This window comes from Pseudoxanthomonas sp. CF385 (assembly GCF_900104255.1).
In the GTDB taxonomy this organism is placed as follows: domain Bacteria; phylum Pseudomonadota; class Gammaproteobacteria; order Xanthomonadales; family Xanthomonadaceae; genus Pseudoxanthomonas_A.
Window position 1 is genome coordinate 1,663,403 of sequence record NZ_FNKZ01000001.1, and the last position, 24,593, is coordinate 1,687,995.

The 24,593-nt window shown below is 69.3% G+C and carries 27 protein-coding genes, 1 tRNA gene and 1 other RNA gene; 22 read left to right on the forward strand and 7 right to left on the reverse strand.

What is annotated here, in order from left to right; all coding sequences use genetic code 11:
• The 6 genes from BLT45_RS07675 to BLT45_RS07700 are packed head-to-tail and all read left to right on the forward strand — an operon-like array spanning window position 1 to window position 3,942.
• A complete protein-coding gene (locus BLT45_RS07675) occupies window positions 1–753 on the forward strand; it encodes an MBL fold metallo-hydrolase (protein ID WP_093297056.1) in 753 nt (250 codons plus the stop codon).
• Window positions 750–1,763: a GTP 3',8-cyclase MoaA gene (moaA, locus tag BLT45_RS07680; protein ID WP_093297059.1), complete on the forward strand. Its 1,014-nt coding sequence runs from the start codon at window positions 750–752 to the stop codon at window positions 1,761–1,763. The genes BLT45_RS07675 and moaA overlap by 4 nt, the downstream gene beginning before the upstream one ends.
• Window positions 1,764–1,778: 15 nt before the next feature.
• On the forward strand, window positions 1,779–2,261 hold the full coding sequence (moaC, locus tag BLT45_RS07685; RefSeq protein WP_093297062.1) for a cyclic pyranopterin monophosphate synthase MoaC: 483 nt from the start codon (window positions 1,779–1,781) through the stop codon (window positions 2,259–2,261).
• Window positions 2,258–2,503: a MoaD/ThiS family protein gene (locus tag BLT45_RS07690; protein WP_093297065.1), complete on the forward strand. Its 246-nt coding sequence runs from the start codon at window positions 2,258–2,260 to the stop codon at window positions 2,501–2,503. Before moaC ends, BLT45_RS07690 begins: the two co-directional genes overlap by 4 nt.
• A gap of 3 nt (window positions 2,504–2,506) precedes the next feature.
• Window positions 2,507–2,935, forward strand: a complete 429-nt coding sequence (locus BLT45_RS07695) for a molybdenum cofactor biosynthesis protein MoaE (RefSeq protein WP_093297068.1) — start codon at window positions 2,507–2,509, stop codon at window positions 2,933–2,935.
• Window positions 2,932–3,942: a beta-propeller fold lactonase family protein gene (locus tag BLT45_RS07700; RefSeq protein ID WP_093297072.1), complete on the forward strand. Its 1,011-nt coding sequence runs from the start codon at window positions 2,932–2,934 to the stop codon at window positions 3,940–3,942. Before BLT45_RS07695 ends, BLT45_RS07700 begins: the two co-directional genes overlap by 4 nt.
• A gap of 167 nt (window positions 3,943–4,109) precedes the next feature.
• On the opposite strand, the gene ffs is transcribed toward BLT45_RS07700, so the two are convergent.
• Window positions 4,110–4,206: signal recognition particle sRNA small type (gene ffs / locus BLT45_RS07705), an RNA gene on the reverse strand.
• A 234-nt stretch (window positions 4,207–4,440) separates the two neighbouring features.
• A tRNA-Ser gene (locus BLT45_RS07710) sits at window positions 4,441–4,533 on the reverse strand.
• A 131-nt stretch (window positions 4,534–4,664) separates the two neighbouring features.
• Here BLT45_RS07710 and dnaX point away from each other — a divergent pair.
• The 4 genes from dnaX to BLT45_RS07730 are packed head-to-tail and all read left to right on the forward strand — an operon-like array spanning window position 4,665 to window position 7,757.
• Window positions 4,665–6,404 carry a DNA polymerase III subunit gamma/tau gene (gene dnaX, locus BLT45_RS07715; protein ID WP_093297074.1) on the forward strand — a complete coding sequence of 580 codons (1,740 nt, stop codon included), beginning with the start codon at window positions 4,665–4,667 and terminating at the stop codon, window positions 6,402–6,404.
• Window positions 6,405–6,411: 7 nt separating this feature from the next.
• The gene (locus BLT45_RS07720; protein ID WP_093297077.1) at window positions 6,412–6,732 is read left to right on the forward strand and encodes a YbaB/EbfC family nucleoid-associated protein; all 321 of its coding nucleotides are present in this window, start codon (window positions 6,412–6,414) and stop codon (window positions 6,730–6,732) included.
• 52 nt (window positions 6,733–6,784) lie between these two features.
• A complete protein-coding gene (gene recR, locus BLT45_RS07725; RefSeq protein WP_093298703.1) occupies window positions 6,785–7,381 on the forward strand; it encodes a recombination mediator RecR in 597 nt (198 codons plus the stop codon).
• Between the two features lie 22 nt (window positions 7,382–7,403).
• Window positions 7,404–7,757 (forward strand): histidine triad nucleotide-binding protein, encoded by a 354-nt coding sequence (locus tag BLT45_RS07730; protein WP_093297081.1) that lies wholly within the window; start codon window positions 7,404–7,406, stop codon window positions 7,755–7,757.
• Between the two features lie 61 nt (window positions 7,758–7,818).
• On the opposite strand, the gene BLT45_RS07735 is transcribed toward BLT45_RS07730, so the two are convergent.
• From BLT45_RS07735 to BLT45_RS07750, 4 genes are read right to left on the reverse strand one after another with little or no spacing between them, the layout of a single operon-like run.
• A complete protein-coding gene (locus BLT45_RS07735) occupies window positions 7,819–8,331 on the reverse strand; it encodes a Slp family lipoprotein (RefSeq protein WP_093298706.1) in 513 nt (170 codons plus the stop codon).
• Window positions 8,332–8,348: 17 nt separating this feature from the next.
• Window positions 8,349–10,295 carry a transglutaminase TgpA family protein gene (locus BLT45_RS07740; RefSeq protein ID WP_093297084.1) on the reverse strand — a complete coding sequence of 649 codons (1,947 nt, stop codon included), beginning with the start codon at window positions 10,293–10,295 and terminating at the stop codon, window positions 8,349–8,351.
• Window positions 10,276–11,232, reverse strand: coding sequence for a DUF58 domain-containing protein (locus tag BLT45_RS07745; RefSeq protein WP_254771806.1), 957 nt, complete (start codon window positions 11,230–11,232; stop codon window positions 10,276–10,278). Before BLT45_RS07745 ends, BLT45_RS07740 begins: the two co-directional genes overlap by 20 nt.
• Window positions 11,233–11,243: 11 nt before the next feature.
• On the reverse strand, window positions 11,244–12,170 hold the full coding sequence (locus tag BLT45_RS07750) for an AAA family ATPase (RefSeq protein ID WP_093297091.1): 927 nt from the start codon (window positions 12,168–12,170) through the stop codon (window positions 11,244–11,246).
• Between the two features lie 70 nt (window positions 12,171–12,240).
• Here BLT45_RS07750 and BLT45_RS07755 point away from each other — a divergent pair, with 70 nt between their 5' ends.
• Window positions 12,241–14,082, forward strand: a complete 1,842-nt coding sequence (locus BLT45_RS07755) for an ArnT family glycosyltransferase (protein WP_093298709.1) — start codon at window positions 12,241–12,243, stop codon at window positions 14,080–14,082.
• 9 nt (window positions 14,083–14,091) lie between these two features.
• Here the strand turns inward: BLT45_RS07755 and BLT45_RS07760 are convergent, their stop codons facing one another.
• Window positions 14,092–14,661 (reverse strand): Maf family protein, encoded by a 570-nt coding sequence (locus BLT45_RS07760; RefSeq protein ID WP_093297094.1) that lies wholly within the window; start codon window positions 14,659–14,661, stop codon window positions 14,092–14,094.
• A 124-nt stretch (window positions 14,662–14,785) separates the two neighbouring features.
• On the opposite strand from BLT45_RS07760, the gene BLT45_RS07765 reads away from it, so the two are divergent.
• The 11 genes from BLT45_RS07765 to BLT45_RS07815 all read left to right on the forward strand — a co-directional run bounded on the left by BLT45_RS07765 (window position 14,786) and on the right by BLT45_RS07815 (window position 24,575).
• A complete protein-coding gene (locus BLT45_RS07765; RefSeq protein WP_093297097.1) occupies window positions 14,786–15,292 on the forward strand; it encodes a YceD family protein in 507 nt (168 codons plus the stop codon).
• A gap of 67 nt (window positions 15,293–15,359) precedes the next feature.
• Window positions 15,360–15,554, forward strand: a complete 195-nt coding sequence (gene rpmF, locus BLT45_RS07770; RefSeq protein WP_056880637.1) for a 50S ribosomal protein L32 — start codon at window positions 15,360–15,362, stop codon at window positions 15,552–15,554.
• Between the two features lie 91 nt (window positions 15,555–15,645).
• Complete coding sequence (locus BLT45_RS07775; RefSeq protein WP_093297100.1) at window positions 15,646–16,641, forward strand: beta-ketoacyl-ACP synthase III; 996 nt, start codon at window positions 15,646–15,648, stop codon at window positions 16,639–16,641.
• A 206-nt stretch (window positions 16,642–16,847) separates the two neighbouring features.
• Window positions 16,848–17,792, forward strand: coding sequence for an ACP S-malonyltransferase (gene fabD, locus BLT45_RS07780; RefSeq protein ID WP_093297103.1), 945 nt, complete (start codon window positions 16,848–16,850; stop codon window positions 17,790–17,792).
• 69 nt (window positions 17,793–17,861) lie between these two features.
• Window positions 17,862–18,605, forward strand: a complete 744-nt coding sequence (gene fabG / locus BLT45_RS07785) for a 3-oxoacyl-ACP reductase FabG (protein WP_093297106.1) — start codon at window positions 17,862–17,864, stop codon at window positions 18,603–18,605.
• A 147-nt stretch (window positions 18,606–18,752) separates the two neighbouring features.
• A complete protein-coding gene (gene acpP / locus BLT45_RS07790) occupies window positions 18,753–18,992 on the forward strand; it encodes an acyl carrier protein (protein ID WP_093297108.1) in 240 nt (79 codons plus the stop codon).
• A 110-nt stretch (window positions 18,993–19,102) separates the two neighbouring features.
• Window positions 19,103–20,344, forward strand: coding sequence for a beta-ketoacyl-ACP synthase II (gene fabF, locus BLT45_RS07795; protein ID WP_093297111.1), 1,242 nt, complete (start codon window positions 19,103–19,105; stop codon window positions 20,342–20,344).
• An 81-nt stretch (window positions 20,345–20,425) separates the two neighbouring features.
• Window positions 20,426–21,787: an aminodeoxychorismate synthase component I gene (locus tag BLT45_RS07800; protein WP_093297114.1), complete on the forward strand. Its 1,362-nt coding sequence runs from the start codon at window positions 20,426–20,428 to the stop codon at window positions 21,785–21,787.
• Between the two features lie 123 nt (window positions 21,788–21,910).
• Window positions 21,911–22,942: an endolytic transglycosylase MltG gene (mltG, locus tag BLT45_RS07805; RefSeq protein WP_254771846.1), complete on the forward strand. Its 1,032-nt coding sequence runs from the start codon at window positions 21,911–21,913 to the stop codon at window positions 22,940–22,942.
• Window positions 22,939–23,601: a dTMP kinase gene (tmk, locus tag BLT45_RS07810; RefSeq protein WP_093297120.1), complete on the forward strand. Its 663-nt coding sequence runs from the start codon at window positions 22,939–22,941 to the stop codon at window positions 23,599–23,601. The genes mltG and tmk overlap by 4 nt, the downstream gene beginning before the upstream one ends.
• Window positions 23,598–24,575, forward strand: a complete 978-nt coding sequence (locus tag BLT45_RS07815) for a DNA polymerase III subunit delta' (protein ID WP_093297123.1) — start codon at window positions 23,598–23,600, stop codon at window positions 24,573–24,575. Before tmk ends, BLT45_RS07815 begins: the two co-directional genes overlap by 4 nt.
• The last annotated feature ends 18 nt before the right edge of the window (window positions 24,576–24,593 follow it).

A 24,593-nucleotide genomic window follows, 5' to 3' on the forward strand; every position in this document is an offset into this window, starting at 1 on the left:
GTGACGTGGATGCTGCGCTTCCTTGGCGTGGGCAACGCCAGCGCGGTCGAGCTGGGCTCGGCCATGGCCACGCTGGAGCGCGATGGCGCCCCGTGGCTCACCATCGATTGCGGCGGCGAGGGCCTGACCGCGTACCACGCCCGATACGGCGACATGCCCGACGCGGTCTTCATCACCCACCTGCACCTGGACCATGTCGCCGGCATGGAGCGGCTGTTCGTGGCCAGCTATTTCGATCCGGCGCGGCGCGGCAAAGTCCGCCTGTACGTGCCTGCGCCGCTGGTGCCGCTGCTGCACCAGCGCATCGCCAGCTATCCGAACGTGCTGGCCGAGGGTGGAGCGAACTTCTGGGATGCGTTTCATCTGGTGCCGGTCGGCGATGCCTTCTGGCACGACGGGCAGCGGCTGGAGGTGTTCCCGGTACGCCACCACTGGCCGGAGACGGCGTTTGGCCTGCGCCTGCGCGGCAGTGTGGTGTGGACGGGCGATACGCGTCCGATCCCGGAGATGCTGGCCCGCCACGCCGATGCCGACGAACTGATCGCGCACGATTGCGGGCTGCACGGCAATCCTTCGCACAGCGGCATCGACGATCTGGAGCGCGAATATGCGTCGGCTCTGCTCGCCCGCTGCGTGCTCTACCACTACGCCAGTGCCGCGGACGGCGAGGCATTGCGCGCACGCGGTCATCGCGTCGCCTCGCCCGGCGAAGGCATCGCGCTGGCCGGGCCATCGCCCGTCGAGCTGCCGTGAACGTCTCGCCACTGCCGAAGGATCTGCTGGGGCGTCCGCTGCACGACCTGCGGCTGTCGGTGATCGATGCCTGCAACTTCCGCTGCGGCTATTGCATGCCGGCCGACCGGGTGCCGGAGGACTACGGCACCGATGCGTCGCAGCGCCTGTCCTTCGACGAGATCGAGGTGCTGGTCCGTGCGTTCGCGCGGCTGGGCGTGCGCAAGCTGCGCCTGACCGGCGGCGAGCCCTTGCTGCGAAAGCGCCTGCCGGATCTGGTGCGCCGGCTGGCCGGCATTCCCGGCCTGGACGATATCGCGCTGACCACCAACGGCGTGCTGCTCGCGCACCAGGCGCAGGCCCTGCACGACGCCGGCCTGCGGCGCATCACCGTCAGCCTGGACGCGCTGGATCCCGACGTGTTCGCTGACATGTCCGGCCGACGCGGGCAGGTCGGCGACGTGCTCGCCGGCATCGATGCCGCGGTGGCGGCCGGCTTCACGCGGTTGAAGATCAATGCCGTCGTGCAGCGGGGCGTGAACGAAGCGGAGGTGCTCCCGCTGGTCGAGCGCTTCCGCGGCACCGGGCACGTGGTGCGCTTCATCGAGTTCATGGACGTCGGCGACAGCAACGACTGGCGGCTCGAGCGGATGGTCCCCTCGTCGGCACTGCGCGACCGGATCGCCGCGCGCTGGCCCCTGCATCCCCTGCAGGCGGAATACCGGGGCGAGGTGGCCGAGCGCTATGGATTCGACGACGGTGGCGGCGAAGTGGGGTTCGTCAGTTCCGTCAGCGTGCCGTTCTGCGGCGACTGCCATCGCGCCCGCGTGTCGGCGGACGGCCGATTGTTCACCTGCCTGTTCGCGTCGGACGGCACCGACCTGCGGGCGATACTGGCCCAGGGCGAAGACGCGCTGGTCGCGCATGTGGCCCACCTGTGGTCGGCGCGCGGGGACCGCTACAGCGAACTGCGCGGCCGCCCGGAAGTGCGGGACCGGCGCCGCGTCGAGATGTATCTTATCGGCGGCTGATTTCCCAGGACCCGCATGCCCCGCACCGCACTGACCCACCTCGACGCCGACGGCCGCCCCGCGATGGTGGATGTGTCCGGCAAGGCCGTCACCGCGCGCGAAGCGCGGGCGACCTGCCGCGTGCGCTTCCCCGCCGAGGTCGCGCGACAGCTGAAGCGCAACGGGTTGCGCAGCGCCAAGGGCGGGATCGTCGATACCGCGATCATCGCCGGGACGATGGCGGTCAAGCGCACGCACGAACTGATCCCGTTCTGCCATCCCCTGCCTATCGACGGTTGTCGTCTGGCGATCGACTGGGAGGGCGAGAACGCCCTGTTGATCGAATGCCAGGTGCGCACGGTGCATCGCACCGGCGTGGAGATGGAGGCGCTGACCGGCGCCACCGTCGCCGCGCTGACCGTATACGACATGTGCAAGGCGCTGTCGCACGCCATCGTGCTGGGACCGGCGAAGCTAGTGGCCAAGCGCGGTGGCAAGCGCGACGTGGGGTCGGCATGACAACGACGCTCACCGTGCTCTATTTCGCCAGTCTGCGCGAACGCACGGGTGTGGCCAGCGAATCGGTCACCACCGTCGCGGTCGATCTTTCCGGACTGTATGGGGAAGTGCAGGCGCGCCACGGGATCGCCTGGCCTCGCGAGCACCTGCGCGTCGCGGTCGATGGCGAGTTCGCGCGCTGGCAGGACAGCCTGCGGACGGGCAGCGAAGTCGCCTTCATCCCGCCCGTGAGCGGAGGCTGAGGCATGCCGCAATTCGTTCTTTCCGCGGAGCCTTTGGATGTCGTCGCGTTGGGGTCCGCGCTGCGCGATCCGCGCGCGGGTGGCCATGCGACGTTCGAAGGCTGGGTCCGCGACCACCACGCCGGCCGCGCAGTGGATGGCTTGGACTACGAAGCGTATGGCGCGCTGGCCGAACGCGAAGGCGAGCGCATCGTCGCCGAGGCGATGGAACGCTTCGAAGTACTGGCGGCCTGCTGCGCGCACCGCGTCGGCGCCCTGGCGGTCGGCGATCTGGCCGTCTGGGTCGGGGTGAGCGCAGCGCATCGCGGCGCCGCATTCGATGCGTGCCGCTACATCATCGACGAGGTGAAGCAACGCGTGCCGATCTGGAAGCGCGAGCACTATCGCGAAGGGGATGCCGATTGGCTGCATCCGGTGGCGGACGGTCCGTGAGGGCGCTCCTGCCGGCCACGCTGGGCATCGCCCTGGTGTGCCTCTGGGCACCGGGCGCTCAGTCGGCCGAACTGCTGGTCGGCAACAAGTCCGCCGATACCGTGTGGCGCCTGTCGTTGCGCGACGGTCGCCGCGTCGGCGAATACAGGACCGGCGACGCGCCGCACGAGATCGCCGTGGCGCCGGACGGTCGCGTCGCCGTGGTGACGAACTACGGCGGCGCGAAATCCGGCAGCACGTTGTCCGTGCTGGACCTCGTGGGAGGCAAGCCGACGCGCGTGATCGACCTGGGCCAGCACAGTGCGCCGCATGGCATCCGCTTTCTGGCCGATGGGCGTCGCGTGCTCGTCACCACCGAAGCGTCGGCCAGCCTGATCGTGGTCGACGTCGCCTCGGGCGAGGTGGAACGCAGCATCGATGTCGGCGGTGGTACGGGGCACATGGTGGCGCTGTCACCGGACGGGCAGGTCGCCTATCTGACCAAGATCCAGGCCGGCACGATCAGCCGGATCGATCTGGCCACCGGCGCCCGCGTGGAGCGTCCGGCGGGCAAGGGCGCCGAAGGCGTCGCGGTGCGGCCGGACGGTGCGGAAGTCTGGGTGACGAACCGCGAGGACGGCACGCTCACCGTGCACGATCCGCGCACACTGGCGGTCAAGCGCCGCATGAGCAGCAAGGGCTTCCCCATTCGCGTGACCTTCGCGGCCGACGGCGCGCTGGCCTTCGTCACCAATGCCCGCGCGGCCACGCTGGCCGTCTTCAACGCCCGGACCAAGGTGCCGGTGGCGACCGTTGCGCTTTCGCGCGAGGACATGGACTACCAGGCCACCATGCTCGGCAACGCGGCGCTTCCGATCGGCGTGGTGGTCGCGTCGGACCGTCCACGGGCCTACGTGGCGATCAGCGGCGGCGACCGGGTTGCGGTCATCGATACGCAGCGCTGGCAGGTCATCGATTACTGGGTGACCGGCCGCGAACCCGACGCGCTGGGCATCATCGCCGACTGAGTCGCACGCGCCGTCGGGCAGAAAAGGCGGTGGCCCCGCCGGCTGACCTCGGCGCCCGCGTTGATCGATACCGTTGCTGCCGCGCCCCGCGGTTGTTCCGCGGCGCGGAGAAAGATGCCGTCGCAACGGCAGGGGTCAATGAATAACCCGTGGCCGAAAAGGCGGTGGCCCCGCCGGCTGACCTCGGCGCCCGCGTTGATCGATACCGTTGCTGCCTTCCGGCCCTGGCGGGATTTTCGACCTAGCGTCGCGAGGGGCCGACGGGGCCACCATAGAAACGAAACCGCGCCGGAGCGCGGTTCGCCATCATCCCGATACGCTGGGACGCATCGAATCTGGCGGAGAGAGGGGGATTCACTCGGCGCTGCGCGCCTTCGCCCTGCGGGCGGCTTCGCCGTGCAAACCGCTACGCGGTTTGTCGAACCCGGGGGTTCTCACCCCCTCTCCACGTCCCGGCGAAACATCACGGACCTGAAGCCATCACTACGTCTTTCAATCTGGCGGAGAGAGGGGGATTCGAACCCCCGAAGCGCGGTTTAGACGCTTACACACTTTCCAGGCGTGCTCCTTCAACCACTCGGACACCTCTCCGGGACCTGAACGCGACCGCGGGCCGCTTTCAGGGGCGTGAATTCTAGCCTCCGGCGAAGCAGGCCACAAGCGAAGCCGGTCGCGGGCGTCTTCCGGCCGGGGCCGCTTGCCGGCCGTGGCACAATGTCGGCATGTCCTACCTTGTCCTCGCCCGCAAGTGGCGCCCCAAGCGTTTTGCCGAACTGGTGGGCCAGGAACACGTGGTCCGCGCGCTCACCAACGCGCTGGATTCCGGGCGGGTGCACCACGCCTTCCTGTTCACCGGCACCCGTGGCGTCGGCAAGACCACCATCGCGCGCATCTTCGCCAAATCGCTGAACTGCGAGAAGGGCACCAGCGCCGATCCGTGCGGCCAGTGCGCGGCCTGCCTGGACATCGACGCGGGCCGCTACATCGACCTGCTGGAGATCGACGCCGCGTCGAACACCGGCGTGGACGACGTGCGCGAAGTCATCGAGAACGCGCAGTACATGCCGTCGCGCGGCAAGTTCAAGGTCTACCTGATCGACGAAGTCCACATGCTCTCGAAGGCGGCGTTCAACGCGCTGCTGAAGACGCTCGAGGAGCCGCCGGAGCACGTCAAGTTCCTGCTCGCCACCACCGATCCGCAGAAGCTGCCGGTGACGGTGTTGTCGCGCTGCCTGCAGTTCAACCTGAAGCGCCTGGACGAGGAGCAGATCCGCGGCCAGATGACCAAGATCCTCGGCGCCGAGCAGATCGAGGCCGACACCGGGGCGATCGCCCAGCTCGCGCGCGCGGCCGACGGTTCGCTGCGCGACGGCCTGTCCTTGCTCGACCAGGCGATCGCTTATGCCGGCGGTGCGTTGCGCGACGACGGCGTGCGCACGATGCTGGGCACCGTGGACCGCACCCAGGTCAACGCGATGCTCGCCGCGCTGGTGCAGGGCGATGGCGACGCGCTGCTGCAGGTGATCGCGGGCCTGGCGGAATTTTCCCCGGACTGGGGTGGCGTGCTGGATGCGGTGGCCGAAGCGCTGCATCGCATCCAGGTGCGCCAGCTGGTGCCCTCGGCCGCGGTGGAAGCCGAAGGCGTGGATGTCGAAGCATTCGCCGGACAGCTGCGCCCTGAAGTGGTCCAGCTCTGGTACCAGATGTCGATCAACGGCCGGCGCGACCTGCACCTGGCACCCAGCGGCCGCGCGGGCTTCGAGATGAGCCTGCTGCGCATGCTGGCGTTCCGTCCTGCCCAGAACGGCGAAATGCGGGGCGAAGGGAAGCAGGCGCCGGCGGCAGCAGACGCGGGCGCCGCGGTATCCGCGGCGCCTTCCAAGCCGGTGCGCGCCGCTGAACCCGTTCGCGAGGCGATGCCGCCGCCGGCCGCGCCCGTCCATGAAGCGCGCGCGGCCGTATCGCCGCCTGCTTCGTCTGAAGACCCGCCGTGGGCGCCTGAGCCGCCGCCGGCTCCGGCACCGACTGCGCCTGTTGCACGCACGGCGATGCCGACCGACATCGGCATCATCGATGCCGAGACCTGGCTGCATTTCGCCAGCACCTGCGGGTTGAAAGGCGTCGGCAAGCAACTGGTCGAAAACGTCGCCTTCTCCGGCTACGCCCACGGCACGCTGACGCTGGCGCTGGACAGCGGGTTCGACTACCTCCGCTCCGAGCGCACGCTGGGCGAGCTGGCCGACGCCATCGCCGAACGCTACGGCGTCGCCCCCCGGCTGGCGTTCGCGACCACCATCGCCGCCGCGGAGACCGAAACGCTCAAGGAGCGCAGCCACCGGCAGCGTGGCGAGCGGCAGAACGAGGCCGAAGAAACCTTCATGAACCATCCGGATGTGCAGCGACTGGTGCAGCAGCACGGCGCCCGGCTCGTCCCGGACTCCATCCGTCCTTACGAAGAGTGATCACGACATGCGTGGAAACATCGCCCAACTGATGCAGCAGGCGCAGAAGATGCAGGAGAACCTGCAGCGCGCCCAGGAAGAACTCGCCAAGCTGGAAGTCACCGGCAATGCCGGCGCCGGCATGGTCAGCGTCACGCTGACCGGCGCGAAGGAGTGCCGCAAGGTCCGCATCGATCCGTCGGTGCTGTCGGATGCCGAGATGCTGGAAGACCTGATCGCGGCCGCTTTCAACGACGCCTCCAACAAGGTCGACGCGGAATCCAAGTCGCGCATGGGTGCGGCCACGGCCGGCATGCCGATGCCGCCGGGCATGAAGCTGCCGTTCTGACCCGCACCGGTCCGGCGCCCGCGGTATCGGCGGGCGTGGACCCGGGATGACGATGTCCAGTCCGCTGCTCGAACAGCTCATCGAATCGCTGCGCGTGCTGCCCGGTGTCGGGCAGAAGACGGCCCAGCGCATGGCCTACCACCTGCTCGACCGTGAGCGGGACGGCGGCAAGCGCCTGGCCGCCGTGCTCGCCGATGCGCTCGAACGCATCGGCCATTGCGCGCAGTGCCGCGACTTCACCGAAGGCACCCTCTGCGTGATCTGCGCCAGCGGTAGCCGCGACCGCCACCAGCTCTGCGTGGTCGAGTCGCCGTCGGACCGCCTCGCGATCGAACAGGCGACCGGCTATCGCGGCGTCTACTTCGTCCTGCACGGCAGGCTGTCGCCCCTGGACGGCATCGGTCCGCGCGAGCTCGGGCTGGATGCGTTGACCCGTCGCCTGGTTGCGGGCGAAGCGACCGAACTGATCATCGCCACCAATCCGACGGTCGAGGGCGAGGCCACGGCGCATTACCTGGCCCAGCTGGCACGCCAGCAGGGCGTGCGACCCAGCCGGCTGGCGCATGGCGTCCCCCTGGGCGGCGAGCTGGAGTACGTGGATCGCGGCACGCTGGCCCATGCCTTCGGCGGCCGCAGCGAAATGACCTGACCATACCCGGGAAGACGACCCCATGACCGATACCATCTTCGCCCGCATCATCCGCCGTGAGATTCCCGCCACGATCGTCTACGAGGACGACGACGTGCTGGGTTTCAAGGACATCGCGCCGCAGGCGCCGGTGCATGTGCTCTTCATTCCCAAGCACGACGCGATCCCGACGCTCGACGATCTGCGGCCGGAGCAGGCGGTACTGGTGGGCAGGCTGGTGCTGGCGGCAGCGGAGTACGCGCGTCGCGAAGGCTTCGCCGAGGACGGCTACCGCGTGGTGATGAACTGCCGCGAACATGGCGGACAGACCGTCTTCCACATCCACCTGCATCTGCTGGCCGGCGCACCGCTGGGACGCTTCGGCACGCCGGGCTGAGACGATCGATCAAAAAGAAAGCCGCCCTCGGGCGGCTTTCTTCATGCGGCGATGGCGGTGCTCACCACCAGCCCCAACGGCCCCAGCGCGGGCCCCAGAAGGGATCGTAGTAGGGATAGGGGCGAACCTCGACCTCGCGCACTTCCGGCCAGAGGTAGACCACGTCCGCTGCGACACGCGGCAGCTGGTAGTCGTAGTCGCCGATACGCGTGCTCTCGTAGCCGTCGATCTTGCCGACGAAGGTCACTTCGCGGCCTTCGGCGAACACGGCCGGATCGTAGAAACCGGCGCGGCAGGCGATGAAGCGGCCATCGGTGGCATCGGGCGCGCTGGCCAGCGGCCGACCCGTGCCCGCCAGCGGTCGCGAGACCAACTGGAAGCACGTGCTGTTCTGCGCGGGCGTGGTGCTGATGATGCGGCCGCCCCAGCGGACGGAGGCGCCTACCTGGGGTGCAGCGACCGAGTCGCGCGGATTGACGGGCGTGAAGCTGCCCTGCAGCGGTGCGGGTGCGGTGGCGCACGCCGACAGCAACACGGCAGTGGCGGTAGCGAGGACAGCGAAACGAAGGTTCATGGCCAGTCTCCAGTAGGTCACGGGCGGTGCCGGCGCAGGTCTTCGATCAGTGCGCGGTGATCCCCCTCATCCGGAGCGTAGCGCGCCGCGGCGAAACGCCGGCTGAGCGAAAACAGTACGTTCGAGGCCTGCGGACGCCGCGCGGCGACCCTTCGTGCCCAGTCCGTGGCGGTCTCATGGGGCTCCCGGCCGAGCCCCAGGCGCGCGTACCGGCGTCCCAGGCGGTGCCAGGCGCGCAGCAGCGGATCGCGTTCGCGTTCGGCCCGGGCCAACCACCAGCCCATCCAGCCCAGCGTGCCGAGCGCCGCGATGCCGAACAGGATGCCCAGCCCGGCGCCGCCGAGTCCGTTCGCGCCCAGGCGTTCGAGCAGCTGCGTCTGTCGGCGCGCATCGAAGCCCAGCACCAGATCGTTCCAGCCGCGGCGCATCCAGTCGCTGACGCTGCCGAAGCCCTCGAGCGTGAGGCGGCCTGCGCCCACCCCATCGCCCAACTGGTCGTCCAGGGTGTCGTAGATGCGTTCCGGCGCCACGGCTGCGGTCGGATCGACGCGTACCCAGCCGCGTTCCGGCAGCCAGACTTCGGCCCAGGCATGGGCGTCCATCTGCCGGATCACCCAGTAGCCGCCCAGCCGGTTGTAGACGCCGCCCGTGTACCCGGTCACCACGCGCGCAGGCACGCCAGCGGCCCGCATCAGGAAGACGAAGGACGAGCTGAAGTGCTCGCAGTAGCCCTGCTGCTGATCGAACAGGAATTCGTCCACGGCGTCCCTGCCGGGCAACGGGGTTTCGAGCGTGTACGCGAACTCCGCGCGGATCCAGGCAAGTGCTCGCTGCACGATCGCACTGTCGTTGCCGCCGGCTTCCTGCCGCCACTGCAAAGCCAGTCGCCGTGTGCGCGGATTGAAGTCCGCCGGTAACAGGAGGGCCTGCTGGCGCAGTAGCGCCGGCAAGGGGGATTCGAGACGATCCGGCGCCACGGATTGCATGCGCCAGCGCGTGAGTGCGTTTAGCGGCGTACGCACCGTCATCGAATAGTCGTTGGCCAGATGAGCACCTTCGGGGGCGGCCGAAGGTAGGTCCAGCGCCACCAACTGGCGCCTGTCCGTCGGCTCGACCTCGAGCTGATAGTCCCATTGCGTGCCGCCACGCGTAGCTCGCGCGGGCGGCAGTCCACGCAGCCATGGCGCCTGCGTCCAGGTGCGACCGTCGTAGTTCCACAACACCGGCCCGCGCCAATACATCTGCTCCGGGGCGGGCGTCGCGCCAAAGAACTGCGCGCGCAGCGCAGGATCCTCATCGGCCATCAGGTCGAGCCATCCACCGGGCGACATGTCATCGCTCAGACCGGGTTTGGCGAGCGCGCGTTCTGGCACACCCCACAGCGGTGACGCGAAACGAGGGAACAACCAGAACGCCGCCAGCACCAGCGGCAGTCCCAACAGCACGAGCCGTCCGACGAGGACCAGACGGGGCCATGCGTTGGGTGCGTCGGCCGTGCTGAACGTCTCCACATCGGCCAGCCGCTGCAGCGCGATCAGGCCGGCGCACAGGCCGAACAAGCCCAGCGTCATCGTCAACGGCCCCTGGTCGAGCAGGAAGGCGGCGAACGGCGCGAAGAAGGCGAAACCGAGCAGGCTGCGATTGTCGCGCAGCCCCTGCGTTTCGGTGGGCTTGAGGGCGAGCATCGCCGCCAGCAACGCGCAGCCGGTATCGCGTCCGAAGCGCAGGCCGGTGACGTAGAGCACCGCCGCCAGCATCGCCAGCGCCAGCAGAACGCGGAGCCAGGCCGGCAAGGGGCGCCACCAGGACGCAGCGCCGAGCACGACACCGACGGCACCGAGTGCAAGCGCCAGTGACAACGGCAACTGGAGCAGCAGGGGCAGCAGGCACAGCGCCGCGCTGCCCAGCGTCCACAAGCGGCTGGTGCGGTCGGGGAGGGGGGCGTCAGGCGCGGGGATCGGCATGCGGCATCAGCGCGAGGGCGCGCAGGCAGAGGTGGCGGTGCAGGGTGCCGTTCGCCGGCCCCAGCGGCGGTTGGCCGGGCAGGGCGAGCCGATAGCGTCGCCCCTCGCGTTCGCCGAGTTCCACCCAATGCGCGAGGCGGCGGATGCGATCCTCATGCGCGAGGGTGCCCAGCATGTCCCAGTCCAGCCTGACTTCGACGCCCACCGGTTGCTCGTATTCGCGCACCAACAGCATGTCGCGTCGTGCGGAAGGCTTCCACGCGATCGTGCGCGGCGCGTCGCCCGCGCGATAGCCGCGCAGGTGGTGGACATCGTCACCCGCCGGGTCGAGCCTCGCCCGCTGGCCCGTGCGTCCACCTTCCGGCAACGGTGGCCCGTGGACCTCGAGCGCGGGATAGACCAGCAACGGTGGCGGCCAGATCCACGACCAAGCGCGCGCCAGGCCGAGGGGCTGCGTGGTCGATATGCGCAGCCGTCCGATCTCATGCCAGCCGCGGCGCTGCGTGGGCAGGGCCAGCTCCACCACGGTCCCTTCCGCGGACATCGTGGGCGCGAACGCCGTGGCTTCGGCGCCATCCACCCGGAGGCCACGGCGCGGGCGGCCGTCGCGCGCGGAAAGGGCGATGTGCAGCAGGAGCGACTCCCCCGCATGCACGGGGTCGCCCGACACCGCGTCCATGCGCAGGCCGGACAGCTGCAGGTGCGCAAAGATGAGGCTCGCCATCGCGGTCGCACCCAGCAGCAGCGCCATCAGCAACGCGGGATTGTTGTTGTAGTTCAGCGCACCGAGCGCCATCGCCAGCACGAGCACAGCATAGAACAGGCCGAAGCCCGTCGGCAGCACGTACACGCGCCGTCGGTCCAGCTGGACCGGCAGCACCTCCGCGGCGCGTGGCCGCGCGAGCAGGGCCAGCCGTCGTGCCAGCGATGCGCGCAAGCCCGCCATCCTCAGTCGACCGGAACCGCGTGCAGGATGGCTTTGGCCAACGTGGTGGCCGAGGCGGCTTCGGCTTCGGGCACCAGCCGGTGGGTGGCCACGGCAGCGAACAGCGCCTGCACGTCGTCGGGCAGCACATGATGGCGACCGAGCAGCAGGGCATAGGCCTTCGCCGCGCGCAGCAGCGCGATGCCGGCGCGCGGCGACAGGCCGACGCGTACGCCCGGGTGCTGGCGGCTGCGCGTGAGCAGCGCCTGCACGTAGTCGATCAGCGCGTCGCCGGCATGCACCTGGCCGACGGCCTGCCGCAGCGCCATCACCTCGTCCGAAGACAGCAGCGGCATCGCCTGTGCGATCAGCATGCGCCGGTCGGTGCCGGCCAGCAGGGCGCGCTCGGACTCCGCGCTGGGATAGCCCAGCGCCAGACGCAGCAGGAAGCGGTCGAGCTGCGAATCGGGCAGCGGATACGTGCCGGAGAGATCGACGGGGTTCTGCGTCGCGATGACGAAGAACGGTTGGGGCAATGCATGGGTCACACCGTCCAGCGTGACCTGGTATTCGGCCATCGCCTCCAGCAACGCGCTCTGGGTGCGCGGTGGCGCGCGGTTGATTTCATCGGCCAGCAGCACGTTGGTGAAGACAGGACCGGGATGGAACGTGAAGGCGCGGGCCTGCGCGTCGTACACCGAGACGCCCAGTACGTCGGCCGGCAGCAGGTCCGAGGTGAACTGCACGCGCTGGAAAGTGAGGCCTAGCGTGGCCGCCAGGGCGTGCGCCAGGGTGGTCTTGCCCAGGCCCGGCAGATCCTCGATCAGCAGGTGGCCGTCGGACAGGAGGGCGACGAACGCCAGGCGCACTTCATGCGCCTTGCCCAGCACGAGCGAGTTGACCTGGGCCTGTGCCCGCTTAAGGGCATCGGCCAGACCTTCGGATAGCATAGGGCGGGTGCTGGGAATGGCGGACATCGCGCTCTCGGTTCCGATCGTGGGTTCCGGGAAGTGTAGCGAGATGGACGAACAACAACGCGCGCGGCGATGGTTCCTCACGGTGTGGGCAACCGTGACGGTGGTCAAGATCGCGATCGCCTCGCGGCTTCCCTTGTTCGTCGACGAGGCGTTCTACTGGCAGGAAGGACAGCACCTCGCGGCGGCCTACTCGGATCTGCCCGGGCTCACCGCATGGTTGACGCGCCTGGGCGTCGAGCTGGGTGGCCATCATGTGCTGGCCGTACGCGCTCCGTTCCTGCTCCTGGCGGCGGCGTTGCCTTGGCTGGTCGCGCGCTGCGCGGCGCGTGCCTTTGATGCGACGACAGGCTGGCAGGCCGCGACGTTGACCACCCTGATGCCGCTGGCGGGCACCCTCGGTGTGCTGGCCCTGCCTGACGTGCCGATGGCGGTGGCGGCCGTGCTCTGTGCAGACGCAGGCGCGCGCTTGCTGCGAGGTGTGGATGGGCGGGCGGCGACCGAACTCGCCGTGGGCCTGGCCATGGGCGCGCTCAGCCATTACCGCTTCGTCGGCGTGATCGGCGTCGGCCTGGTCGCGTTGCTGTGGTTGCCCGAAGGCAGACGGGCGCTGCGCGATGCGCGCGTGTGGGGTGCGCTCGCCGTCGGCGCGCTCGCCTGGGTGCCGCTGCTCGGGTGGAACCTGGAGCACGCCGATGCGGGCCTGCGCTTCCAGTTGCTGGATCGGCATCCGTGGCGTTTCCATGCCGACGGCGCACGGTTCCTGCTGGTGCAGGCGGCGATGGCGACGCCGCTGCTGTTCTGGGCATTCCTGGCGCTTTGCGTGCGCGGGCTGCGTGGCGATGACGGCCGCGGATCCGCATGGCGCTACTTCGCCCTGCTGGGCGCGATCTCGACGTTCGGCTTCTTCGTGCTCGGCTTCTTCGCCGACAACGAACGCGTGAGCTTCCACTGGACGCTGCCGGGCTATCTTGCCTTGCTGGCCATCGCGCCGCTCCTGCTCAGGGAGTGGCCGAGACCACTTCGCCGCGCCACTTGGCTACTGGCCGCGACCGGCGCGGTGCTGATGCTGGGTTACTACGTCGCCGTTTCGATGCCGGGCGTGCGCACCCATCTTGCCGGCAGCAAGTACTACCCCGAGAACTTCACCGGCTGGGACACGCTCGCGGCCGACGTGCGGACGGCGCGGACGCGGATGCCTGCCGACACCGTGCTGCTGGCTGACAGCTTCAAGACAGGGGCCGAACTGGGTTTCGCGCTCGGGGATCCGGACATCCGCGTGCTGGACCATCCGTTGAACAGGAAGCACGGCCGCGCGCCGCAGCTGCAGGTGTGGGGATTGCACGACACGGGTCAGCGCAGTGCGCCTACGCTGCTGGTCGTCGGCGCGACCGACGTGAAGTTCAGCGCGCTGCTCGCACACTACCAACAGCTGTGTGGCGTCGTCGGCGCATTGCCGCCTGCACGGGTCGTCAACATCGATCGCGGCGCGCGCCGGTTCCTGCTGTTCGCATTGCCCGCCACGCGCGGCGAAGGCGCGTGCATCACCCCGGTGGTGGCGAACGTCGACGTACCCGCTGCAGGCGCCGCCGTGGAACGCCGTTTCAGCGTGGGCGGCTGGGCCGTGAAGGACGTCGTGGGCGTCGCGAAGGTGGAGATCACCCTCGACGGGCGCGTGGTCGCGGTGGCGGAGGGCGCTGGGCCGAACGAGTGGCTGCGTGGCTTCCTGAAGCACGCGTCGCGCGACCCGCGCATGCCCCGGGTGCAGTTCAAGGCTGAGGTCGACGCCACCGCGTTGCCGGCTGGACGCCATTGGCTGGGCCTGCGGGTGACCGGTGGCGATGGCAGCGTGGAGACCTGGGCCGAACGGCCGGTCGTCCTGCGCTGACCGGCGGGCTCAGGGCAGGTCGAATCCGGCGTCGCGCAGCATCCGGCACACCGCGATCAGCGGGAGGCCGACCAGGGCGGTGGGATCGGTCGATTCGATGGCGTCGAACAGGGCGATGCCGAGCCCTTCGGACTTGAAGCTGCCAGCGCAATCGAAGGGTTGCTCGGCATCCACGTAGCGCTCGATCTCGGCGGCGTCCAGGGAGCGGAAGCGGACCGTCGTGATGTCGTGCGCGGCCAGGGTCTCATCGTCCCGGACCAGCGCCACGGCCGTATGGAACCGCACCTGGCGGCCGGCCATGGCCGATAATTGGGCGATGGCGGCGTCGCGGTGTCCGGGCTTGCCGAGCGGGGCGCCGTCCAGCTCGGCCGCCTGGTCGGCGCCCAGGACCCAGGCCCCGGGGTGCTGGGTGGCGATCGCGGCGGCCTTGGCCTGGGCCAGGCGGGCCGCCATGGCCGGCACGGCTTCCCCGTCCAGCGGCGTTTCGTCCACCTCGGGGCGGGCAATATGGAACGGCAGGCGCAGGCGCTCCAGCAGCTCACGGCGGTAGCGGGACGTGGAGGCGAGCAGCAGGGGCATGGAGGCGGGGATCGGCAGGGGACGGGGCGGGGGAGTCTGACCGGCAGGTGGGCCGGCGGCAAGCATCCTCGTCCCACGGGGTGGTTTGACAGTTCAGGGTTTGATCCTTAACATTCAGCGGCTTATGTCCGCGAATACGCCCGAGCTGCTGGATGCGTGGCGCATGGTCGCGAACCGGCGCAGCTTCGAAGGCCGCCTGCCGTTGTCCGCCATGACGCGCCTGCGAGGCCTTCTGGCCGATACCGAAGGCGAAGTGCGCTACACGGTGGAGTTCGACCACGATGCGTTGCGGGTCCCGTACCTGGAGCTGCAGATCGAGGCCGGCCTGCCGTTGGTGTGCCAGCGCAGCCTGCAGCGTTTCATGCTGCCGGTGACGCTGAAGCAACGGTTGGGTCTGGTACGCAGCGAAGAGGAAGAAGCCGCGCTGCCGCCCGACTACGAAGCGCTGCTGGTGCCGGAAGACGGCATGCTGCGCCCCGCCGACCTGGTGGAGGACGAACTGGTCCTCGCCGTGCCGGTGGTGGCGGTGGACCCGGCGTCCGACGCGGTGGAACGCGAATGGGCGGCGGACGAAGAAGAGGTGGCGAAGGTCAGTCCGTTCGCGGCGCTGGCCTCGCTGAAGAAGAACTAGCCGCTACGGCGGTCTGGCAACACGAACCGCAAGGTTCACCAACAGATACGAGAGCTGGAGCAATCCCATGGCTGTGCAGAAATCCCGCGTCACCCCGTCCCGTCGTGGCCAGCGTCGTTCGCACGACGCGCTGACCGCCAAGCAGCTGTCCACCGACCCGACCACGGGCGAGACGCACCTGCGCCACCACGTGACCGCCGACGGTTACTACCGCGGCAAGAAGGTCATCGCCACCAAGACCTCGGCGGTCGAGGAAGATTGATCCATGCAGCGCGCCCGCCGATGGCAGGGCGCGCCTTCCGCATGATCGATGACAACCTGGGCCCGCTGGCGGGCCGGCAATGGGAGCGTGCATGAGCGAGCCGGGCAACAAGGGGCGCATTTACGCGCGCATCGCCGGAACGGGCAGCTATTTGCCCGAGAAAGTGCTGACCAACGAAGACCTGTCGAAGTTGGTCGACACCAGCGATGAGTGGATCCAGTCCCGTACCGGCATCCGCGAACGCCACATCGCCGCCGAAGGCGAGACCGCGGGCGACCTGGGTTACCAGGCCGCCTTGCGCGCGCTCGAAGCCGCCGGCGTGGACGCTTCCGAGATCGACCTGATCGTCGTCGGCACCACCACGCCCGACCTCATCTTCCCGTCCACCGCCTGCCTGATCCAGGCGCGCCTCGGCGCGACCGGCTGCGCCGCGATGGACGTCAATGCCGCGTGCTCGGGCTTCATCTACGCGCTGAGCGTGGCGGAGAAGTTCATCCGCTGCGGCGACGCGAAGACCGCGCTGGTGATCGGCACCGAAACGCTGAGTCGCATCGTCGACTGGACCGAGCGCACCACCTGCGTGCTGTTCGGCGATGGCGCCGGCGCTGCCGTGCTCAAGGCTGACAGCGAAACCGGCATCCTCAGCACCCACCTGCATGCCGATGGCAGCAAGAAGGAACTGCTGTGGAATCCGGTCGGCGTGTCGGCCGGCTTCAACAAGGATGAGCCGAACAACGGCATCCGCATCCACATGAAGGGCAACGACGTCTTCAAGTACGCGGTGAAGGCGCTCGACAGCGTGGTCGACGAGACGCTCGACGCCAACGGCCTGGACAAGCACGACCTGGACTGGCTGATCCCGCACCAAGCCAACCTGCGCATCATCGAAGCCACGGCCAAGCGCCTGGACATGTCGATGGACCAGGTCATCGTGACCGTCGACAAGCACGGCAACACCTCGTCCGGTTCGGTGCCGCTGGCGCTGGACACGGCCGTCCGTTCCGGTCGCGTCGAGCGCGGCCAGCTGTTGCTGCTGGAAGCGTTCGGCGGCGGCTTCACCTGGGGCTCCGTGCTGCTGCGCTACTGAGCCACGGCCGCACGCTTCCGCAAGACGAAAGGCGACGCTGCACAGCGTCGCCTTTCGCGTTTCTGGCGATGCGTATTCCACGTGCGCGGCCTTCGTCGGCAGCATGCGGCGCGATGTCGCATCCGTGCGCGCATACGCCCCGGTACAGACAATCCGGCGGGTTCGCCCGTATCATCGCCGCCTGATTTTTCGCGCAGGGTATCCGAGTGGCCTCCACGCAACTCGCTTTCGTCTTCCCGGGCCAGGGCTCGCAGTCGCTCGGCATGCTGGCCGAACTCTCCGAGCTGCACCCGATCGTGCGCGAGACGTTCGCCGAAGCCTCCGAAGGCGCCGGCGTGGACCTGTGGGCGTTGTCGCAGGGCGGCCCCGAGGAAATGCTCAACCGTACCGAGTACACGCAGCCGACGTTGCTGGCCGGCGGCATCGCCGTGTGGCGCGCCTGGCAGCAGCAGGGCGGTGCGCAGCCGGCGCAGTTCGCCGGCCACAGCCTGGGCGAATACACGGCGCTGGTCGCTGCCGGCGCGCTTTCGCTGAAGGACGGTGCCCACCTGGTGCGCCTGCGTGGCCAGCTGATGCAGGATGCGGCGCCGGCCGGCGTCGGTGCGATGGCCGCGGTGCTGGGCGCCGAAGATGCGCTGGTCGCCGAAGTCTGCACGCTCGCGTCCGACAGCAAGGTCGTCGTGCCGGCGAATTACAACTCGCCCGGCCAGATCGTGATCGGCGGCGACAGCGATGCGGTCGAGCGCGCCATCGCGCTGCTCACCGAGCGCGGTATCCGCAAGGTCGTGAAGCTGGCCGTCAGCGTTCCCTCGCACACGCCGCTGATGCGCGAAGCCGCCAACCGCCTGGCCGAAGTGATGGCGGGCCTGTCCTGGCACGTGCCTTCGTTGCCGGTGGTGCAGAACGTCGATGCGAAGGCGCATGACGGCGTGGATGCGATCCGCGACGCGCTGGTGCGCCAGCTGTACCTGCCGGTGCGCTGGACAGAATGCGTGCAGGTGCTGGCAGCGGGCGGCGCCACGCGCATCGCCGAGTGCGGCCCGGGCAAGGTGCTCGCCGGCCTGGTCAAGCGCATCGACAAGGGCCTGGATGCGCGCGCCATCGGTGGCGTCGGCGACTTCCAGGCCGCCTTGGCCGACTGGCACGCCTGATACGCCTCTGTCGCCGTTCCCTTATCCTGTCCGCCGCGATCGCGCGGACCCGTCCCGAGGACATCCATCATGAGCAAGCCCCTGCAGGGTGAAATCGCGCTGGTCACCGGCGCCAGCCGCGGCATCGGCGCCGCCATCGCGGACGCGCTCGCGGCGCAGGGCGCGACCGTCATCGGTACCGCGACCAGCGCATCGGGCGCGCAGGCCATCGGCGAGCGTCTCGCGGGCGCAGGCGGCCACGGCCGCGAGCTCAACGTGACCGACGCGGGCGCCGTGGACGCGCTGGTGGACGCGATCACCAAGGAATTCGGCGGCATCTCGATCCTCGTCAACAATGCCGGCATCACCCGCGACAACCTGCTGATGCGGATGAAGGATGAGGACTGGCAAGCCATCCTCGACACCAACCTGACCAGCGTCTACCGCACGTCCAAGGCGGTGATGCGCGGCATGATGAAGGCGCGCAAGGGGCGCATCATCAACATCGCCTCGGTGATCGGCGTGACCGGCAACGCGGGCCAGGCGAATTACGCCGCGGCCAAGGCCGGCATCATCGCGTTCTCCAAGTCGCTGGCGAAGGAAATCGGCAGCCGTGGCGTCACCGTGAACGTGGTCGCGCCGGGCTTCATCGCCACCGACATGACCAAGGACCTGCCGGAAGAAACCAAGAAGGCGCTCGGCGAGCAGATCGCCCTGGGCCGCCTGGGCGAACCGGCCGATATCGCCAACGCGGTGGCGTTCCTGGCCGGCCCTTCGGCCAGCTACATCACCGGCGAAACCCTGCACGTCAACGGCGGCATGTACATGCCGTAGCAAAAAATAGCTGTAAGTGATTGATTCGGTGGCGGTTGCAGCAAGCTGCCCCACGCCCCCGGTTTCCACTACACTATCCCCCGGTTTGCCCTCGCGCAGCGTCGGCAGAGTCCAACAAGTCACCCAATCTCCGTCTGGAGCGAATCCATGAGCAGCATCGAAGAACGCGTCAAGAAAATCGTCGTCGAACAACTCGGCGTGAAGGAAGAAGAAGTCACCAATAGCGCATCGTTCGTCGATGACCTGGGCGCCGACTCGCTGGACACCGTTGAACTGGTGATGGCGCTGGAAGAAGAGTTCGAGTGCGAGATTCCCGACGAGGAAGCCGAGAAGATCACTTCGGTGCAGCAGGCCATCGACTACGTCAAGGCGCACGTCAAGGCGTAAGTCCCGCGTTTGCAGTAAACCGTGTCGGGGCCGCGAATGCGGCCCCGCGCGTATCCGGCCCCCATGCGCCTGCGTAGGGCGCGGCCGCCAAGATTCATGAGGAATCCGATATGAGCCAGCGTCGTCGCGTCGTCATCACCGGCATGGGCCTGGTGTCCCCCCTGGGCAATGACATGGCCACCAGCTGGGACGGCATCGTCAACGGGCGCTCGGGCCTGGGCCCGATCACCAGCTTCGACACCGAGGGCTACACCACGAAGATCGCGGGCGAGATCCGCGGATTCGATCCCACGGCCTTCGTTTCGCCGAAGGACGTGAAGAAGATGGACTCGTTCATCCACTACGGGCTGGCCGCATCGCTGATGGCGATGGAGGATGCCGGCCTGGAAGTGACCGAGGCCAATGCCGAGCGCATCGGCGCGATCATCGGCGCGGGCATCGGCGGCATCCTCGGCATCGAGGAAACCGCGGTGAAGCTGCACGAAGGCGGCCCGCGCAAGATTTCCCCGTTCTACATTCCCAGCACCATCATCAACATGCTGCCGGGCCATCTGAGCATCATGAAGGGGCTGAAGGGTCCGGGCTATTCGGCGGTCTCCGCCTGCGCCACCTCGAACCACTCGATCGGCATCGCCATGCGCACCATCCAGTACGGCGACGCCGACGTGATGGTCGCCGGCGGTGCCGAGCGCGGCTCGTCGCCGACGTCGGTGGGCGGCTTCTGCGCGATGAAGGCCATGTCCACCCGCAACGACGACCCGGCCCGGGCCTCGCGGCCGTGGGACAAGGACCGCGACGGCTTCGTGCTGGGCGACGGTGCCGGCATCCTGGTGCTGGAGGAATACGAACACGCCAAGGCACGTGGCGCGCGCATCTACTGCGAGCTGGCGGGTTTCGGCGCGTCCCAGGACGCGTACCACATGACCGCTCCGAGCGAGAACGGCGAGGGTCCGTCGCGCTGCATGCTGTCCGCGCTGAAGGACGCGGGGCTGAACGCCGACCAGGTCGAGTACCTCAACGCGCACGGCACGTCCACGCCGCTGGGCGATCTGGCCGAAACGCTGGCGATGAAGCGCGCGCTGGGCGATCACGCGTACAAGATCATGGTCAGCTCGACCAAGTCGATGACCGGGCACCTGCTGGGTGCGGCGGGCGGTGCGGAAGCCATCTTCTCCGTGCTGGCCATCCACCACGGGATCATCCCGCCGACCATCAACCTGGACGAGCCGGGCGAAGGCTGCGATCTCGACTACGTGCCGCACACGGCGCGGGAGAAGAAGATCGACGTCGCCGTGTCGAACGGCTTCGGTTTCGGCGGTACCAACGGGACGCTGGTGTTCAAGCGGATCTGAAGCACGGCGCCCACGTTGCATGAGGAGCGGCGGTACCCTTGCGGTCCGCCGTTCCTGTTTTCCACCCCCGCATCCCGCTCCATGATCGAAACCCGCGCGCTTCCCACCGCTACCGACCTGCTGGCCCTGCATCGCCAGGACCCGCTGCGCTATCCCGTCCTGCTGGAATCGGTCGCTTCCGGCACCGCGCAGGGGCGGTGGGATTTCCTGTTGGTGGCCGACGGCACCGGGCTGCGCCTGGGCAGCGATGGCGTCACGCGGGACCTGCTGGGCCGGGCCGAGGCCGGCGATTTCCTCGCCGCGCTCGACCGCCAATGGCAGGCGCAGCGCACGCCGCGCGAGGAGCCGCGCTGGCCGTTCCGCGGGGGCTGGGCGTTGCTGCTGGCTTACGAACTGGCGCAGCAGGTCGAACCGGTCCTGCTGCTGCCGCAGGCCCCCGATACGCAACCCGTCGCGCTCGCCCTGCGCTGTCCCGCCGCGGTGCTGCGTGATCGCAGCACCGGCGACTGCGTGGTGGTGGCCGAAGCGGGGCAGGGCAATCTGATCGCGCGCACGGTGGCCGACGTGATGGCAGCGACGCAACAACCGGACCTGCCCGCGTGGCAGCCGCCGGCCCGGATCGACGAAGACGCACCCGCCGCCTTCACCGACGGCGTGCAGCGCATCCTCGACTACCTGCGCGCGGGCGACATCTTCCAGGTCAACCTGTCGCGCGCCTGGCACGCGCGCTTCGACGCGCCGCTGGATCCGGCGGCGCTGTACGCGCGCCTGCGCACCGCGAATCCGGCCCCGTTCGCCGGCCTGTTCGCCACCCCGGACTGGACGGTGGTCAGTTCCTCGCCGGAGCGCCTGGTGTCGGTGCGCGGCGATGTGGTCGAGACCCGGCCCATCGCCGGCACGCGACCGCGTTTCGAAGGCGACGACGATGCCGCGCGCATCCGCGAACTCGTCGGCCATCCGAAGGAGCGCGCCGAGCACGTGATGCTGATCGACCTGGAGCGCAACGACCTGGGCCGCGTCTGCATGCCCGGCAGCGTGCAGGTGGACGAGCTGATGACCGTGGAAAGCTATGCGCACGTGCATCACATCGTCAGCAACGTGCGCGGCCACCTGCGCGACGACGCCACGCCCGGCGACGTGATCCGCGCGACCTTTCCCGGCGGCACCATCACCGGCTGCCCGAAGGTGCGGTGCATGCAGATCATCGCCGAACTCGAACAGGTGCCCCGTGGCGCTTACACCGGGGCATTCGGCTGGCTCAACCGCGACGGCGACCTCGACCTGAACATCCTGATCCGCAGCGCCGAGATCGTCGCCGACGGCGCCGGCAGCGTGGCGCGCTTCCGCACCGGGGCGGGCATCGTCGCCGACTCGGACCCGGACAAGGAGCTCGACGAGACCCGCGCGAAGGCCCGGGGCGTGCTGAAAGCGCTGGAAGGCTGAGCCCGTCCGGGTCTCCCACGGTCGCGACCGTGGCCGGCTGAGACGGCGACCGGGTATCCTGCACGGCCTGTTCCCATCGCCGAGGATCGCGTGGCGTCAGCTCTCAAGCGCGGTTGCCGCTTCATCGTCATCCTGTTCTTCCTGCTGCTGGCCCTGGCGGTCGGCGCCGGCGTATGGCTGTGGCAGGGGCATCGCGGCTTCGCCGACAGCCCCATCGGCGGTCCGCCGGAAGCGACGGTCGAGGTCGCCAGTGGCGACGCGTTCCCCACCGTGCTGCGTAAGCTGCGTGAGCATGGGGTGACGATGGGGTCCGACCTGCAGTGGCGCCTGCTCGCACGCGAGACCAACACGGCCAGCCAGTTGAAGGTGGGCGAGTACGCACTCGAGCCCACGCTGACCCCGCGCGAACTGCTGCAGCGCATGCGTGAAGGGCGCACGCTGCAGTACCGCGTCACCCTGGTGGAAGGCTGGAACATCCGCCAGCTGCGCGCCGCGCTGCGCAACGCGACACCGCTGCAGCAGAAGACCGCGCAGATGAGCGATGCGGAACTGATGGCGGCGCTCGGCCATGCTGGCCAGCACCCCGAGGGGCGCTTCCTGCCCGAGACCTATGTCTACACCCGCAGCGAGTCCGACCTGGACGTGCTCAAGCGCGCGTACGCCGCGATGGAGAAAGCACTGGCGGCAGCCTGGGACGGCCGCGCGCAGCACATTCCCCTGCAGTCGGCCGAAGAGGCGCTGATCCTGGCATCGATCATCGAGAAGGAAACCGGCATCGCCGAGGAGCGTCCCGCCATCGCCGGCGTGTTCGCGCGCCGCCTGAAGATCGGCATGCCGCTGCAGACCGACCCCACCGTCATCTACGGCATCGGCAGCAGCTACGACGGCAACATCCGCCGCCGCGACCTGACCACGGACACGCCTTACAACACCTACACCCGCAAGGGCCTGACCCCCACGCCGATCGCGATGCCCGGTGCCGATGCGCTGCGCGCCGCGGTGAACCCGGCCGATGGCAACGCGCTGTACTTCGTCGCGGTCGGCGACGGCAGCGGACGGCACCTCTTCTCGGCCACGCTGGCCGAGCACAACGCCGCCGTCGCGCGCTATCTGGTGACGCGCCGCGAGACGCTGCGCAAGGCGGAAGCGCCATGACCGAAGCGCTCCTCTCGCAGCCGCGCCTGATCACCCTGGAAGGTGGCGAGGGCGCCGGCAAGACCAGCGCCATCGTCGCCATCCGCGACCGCCTGCTGGCCGAGGGCCACGAGGTGGTGCTGACCCGCGAACCCGGCGGCACACCGCTGGCCGAGCGCATCCGCGAGCTGCTGCTGGATCCGCGGGACGAAGCGCTGGCGCCGGAAACCGAACTGCTGCTGATGTTCGCCTCGCGCGCGCAGCACGTGCGCGAGGTGGTGCGTCCGGCGCTGCGTCGCGGCGCCTTCGTCGTCAGCGACCGTTTCACCGACTCCAGCTACGCCTATCAGGGCGCGGGCCGCGGCCTGGACCCCGAGTGGATCGCCGCGCTGGAGCGCCGCGCGGTCGGGGTGAAGCCGGGCCTGACCCTGCTGCTCGACCTCGACGTGCGCGAAGGCCGTGCGCGCACCGCCGGCCGCGATCTGTGGCCGGACCGGATCGAAAGCGAGCAGGACGACTTCTTCGAACGCGTGCGCGCCGGATTCCGCGCGCGCGCGGCCGGCGAGCCACAGCGTTTCCGCGTGATCGACGCCGGCCAGCCGCCCGCTGGCGTGGCGGCATCGGTCGACACCGCGATCACCGCCTACCTGCGCACGCTGACCGACAGCGACCTGGCATGAGCGCCGCGTTCTCGCCCTGGCAACAACGCGCTTACGACCATGCGGTCGCGGCGCTGGAGGCCGGCCGCCTCGGCCACGGACTGCTCGTCTGCGGGCCGGCCGGGCTCGGCAAGCGTGCGGTGGTCGATCGCCTGGCGCGGCGCGTCCTGGCTCAGCAGCGCGATGCGCAGGGCGAGCCCGCACCCAACGACCGCAGCGCGCACCTGATCGACGCTGGCACGCATCCGGACCTGCAGGTGGTGACGTTCGCGCCCACCAAGGACGGCAGCAAGCTGCGCACCGAGATCGTCATCGACCAGGTCCGCGAGATCTCGCAGAAGCTGGCGCTGACGCCGCAGTACGGGCGGGCGCAGGTGGCGATCCTCGATCCCGCCGACGCGATCAACCGTGCTGCCTGCAATGCGCTGCTGAAGACGTTGGAGGAACCCTCACCGGGCCGCTACCTGTGGCTGGTCAGCGCGCAACCCGCGCGGCTGCCGGCGACGATCCGCAGCCGTTGCCAGCGCATCGAATTCCGCCTGCCGCCGCGCGACGAAGCGCTCGTCTGGCTGAAGGCCCAGGGTCATGCGGCGGCCGATGCCGAGCGTGCGCTGGACGCCGCCCGCGGCCATCCGGGCCTGGCCGACGACTGGCTGCGCAACGACGGCCTCGCATTGCGCCAGGCCGTCGCACGCGATCTGGCGCGGCTGGAGCAGGGTGAAATCGGCGTGGTGGAAACCGCGCAGCGCTGGGCCAACGACGACCTCGCCGACGCGCGCCTGCGCCATGCCGCCGACCTGGCGCTGGAGCAGGCGGGCCGCACCGGCTTGACCGATCCGGCCCGATTGACCAAGCTGGCCACGTGGTTCGACGCCGCCAACCGCACCCGCGACCTGTTGCGGACCACGGTGCGCGGCGACTTGGCCATGGTGGAACTGTTGCTGGCCTGGGCCGGCAACGACCGCGGGCGCGCTGTCGGCGCGCGGCGCGGCTGACCGACACGCACGGAGACG

Bases quoted from the DNA above. Each gene is read 5' to 3' on its own strand.
- BLT45_RS07730 (WP_093297081.1), top strand. From the start codon at position 7,404: ATGACCGATACCATCTTCGCCCGCATCATCCGCCGTGAGATTCCCGCC.
- BLT45_RS07695 (WP_093297068.1), top strand. From the start codon at position 2,507: ATGCCGCAATTCGTTCTTTCCGCGGAGCCTTTGGATGTCGTCGCGTTG.
- BLT45_RS07775 (WP_093297100.1), top strand. From the start codon at position 15,646: ATGAGCGAGCCGGGCAACAAGGGGCGCATTTACGCGCGCATCGCCGGA.
- BLT45_RS07755 (WP_093298709.1), top strand. From the start codon at position 12,241: ATGGACGAACAACAACGCGCGCGGCGATGGTTCCTCACGGTGTGGGCA.
- BLT45_RS07720 (WP_093297077.1), top strand. From the start codon at position 6,412: ATGCGTGGAAACATCGCCCAACTGATGCAGCAGGCGCAGAAGATGCAG.
- BLT45_RS07690 (WP_093297065.1), top strand. From the start codon at position 2,258: ATGACAACGACGCTCACCGTGCTCTATTTCGCCAGTCTGCGCGAACGC.
- tmk (WP_093297120.1), top strand. From the start codon at position 22,939: ATGACCGAAGCGCTCCTCTCGCAGCCGCGCCTGATCACCCTGGAAGGT.
- BLT45_RS07750 (WP_093297091.1), bottom strand. From the start codon at position 12,170: ATGCTATCCGAAGGTCTGGCCGATGCCCTTAAGCGGGCACAGGCCCAG.
- dnaX (WP_093297074.1), top strand. From the start codon at position 4,665: ATGTCCTACCTTGTCCTCGCCCGCAAGTGGCGCCCCAAGCGTTTTGCC.
- rpmF (WP_056880637.1), top strand. From the start codon at position 15,360: ATGGCTGTGCAGAAATCCCGCGTCACCCCGTCCCGTCGTGGCCAGCGT.
- recR (WP_093298703.1), top strand. From the start codon at position 6,785: ATGTCCAGTCCGCTGCTCGAACAGCTCATCGAATCGCTGCGCGTGCTG.
- fabF (WP_093297111.1), top strand. From the start codon at position 19,103: ATGAGCCAGCGTCGTCGCGTCGTCATCACCGGCATGGGCCTGGTGTCC.
- BLT45_RS07740 (WP_093297084.1), bottom strand. From the start codon at position 10,295: ATGCCGATCCCCGCGCCTGACGCCCCCCTCCCCGACCGCACCAGCCGC.
- BLT45_RS07815 (WP_093297123.1), top strand. From the start codon at position 23,598: ATGAGCGCCGCGTTCTCGCCCTGGCAACAACGCGCTTACGACCATGCG.
- acpP (WP_093297108.1), top strand. From the start codon at position 18,753: ATGAGCAGCATCGAAGAACGCGTCAAGAAAATCGTCGTCGAACAACTC.
- fabG (WP_093297106.1), top strand. From the start codon at position 17,862: ATGAGCAAGCCCCTGCAGGGTGAAATCGCGCTGGTCACCGGCGCCAGC.
- BLT45_RS07765 (WP_093297097.1), top strand. From the start codon at position 14,786: ATGTCCGCGAATACGCCCGAGCTGCTGGATGCGTGGCGCATGGTCGCG.
- BLT45_RS07760 (WP_093297094.1), bottom strand. From the start codon at position 14,661: ATGCCCCTGCTGCTCGCCTCCACGTCCCGCTACCGCCGTGAGCTGCTG.
- BLT45_RS07800 (WP_093297114.1), top strand. From the start codon at position 20,426: ATGATCGAAACCCGCGCGCTTCCCACCGCTACCGACCTGCTGGCCCTG.
- moaC (WP_093297062.1), top strand. From the start codon at position 1,779: ATGCCCCGCACCGCACTGACCCACCTCGACGCCGACGGCCGCCCCGCG.
- BLT45_RS07735 (WP_093298706.1), bottom strand. From the start codon at position 8,331: ATGAACCTTCGTTTCGCTGTCCTCGCTACCGCCACTGCCGTGTTGCTG.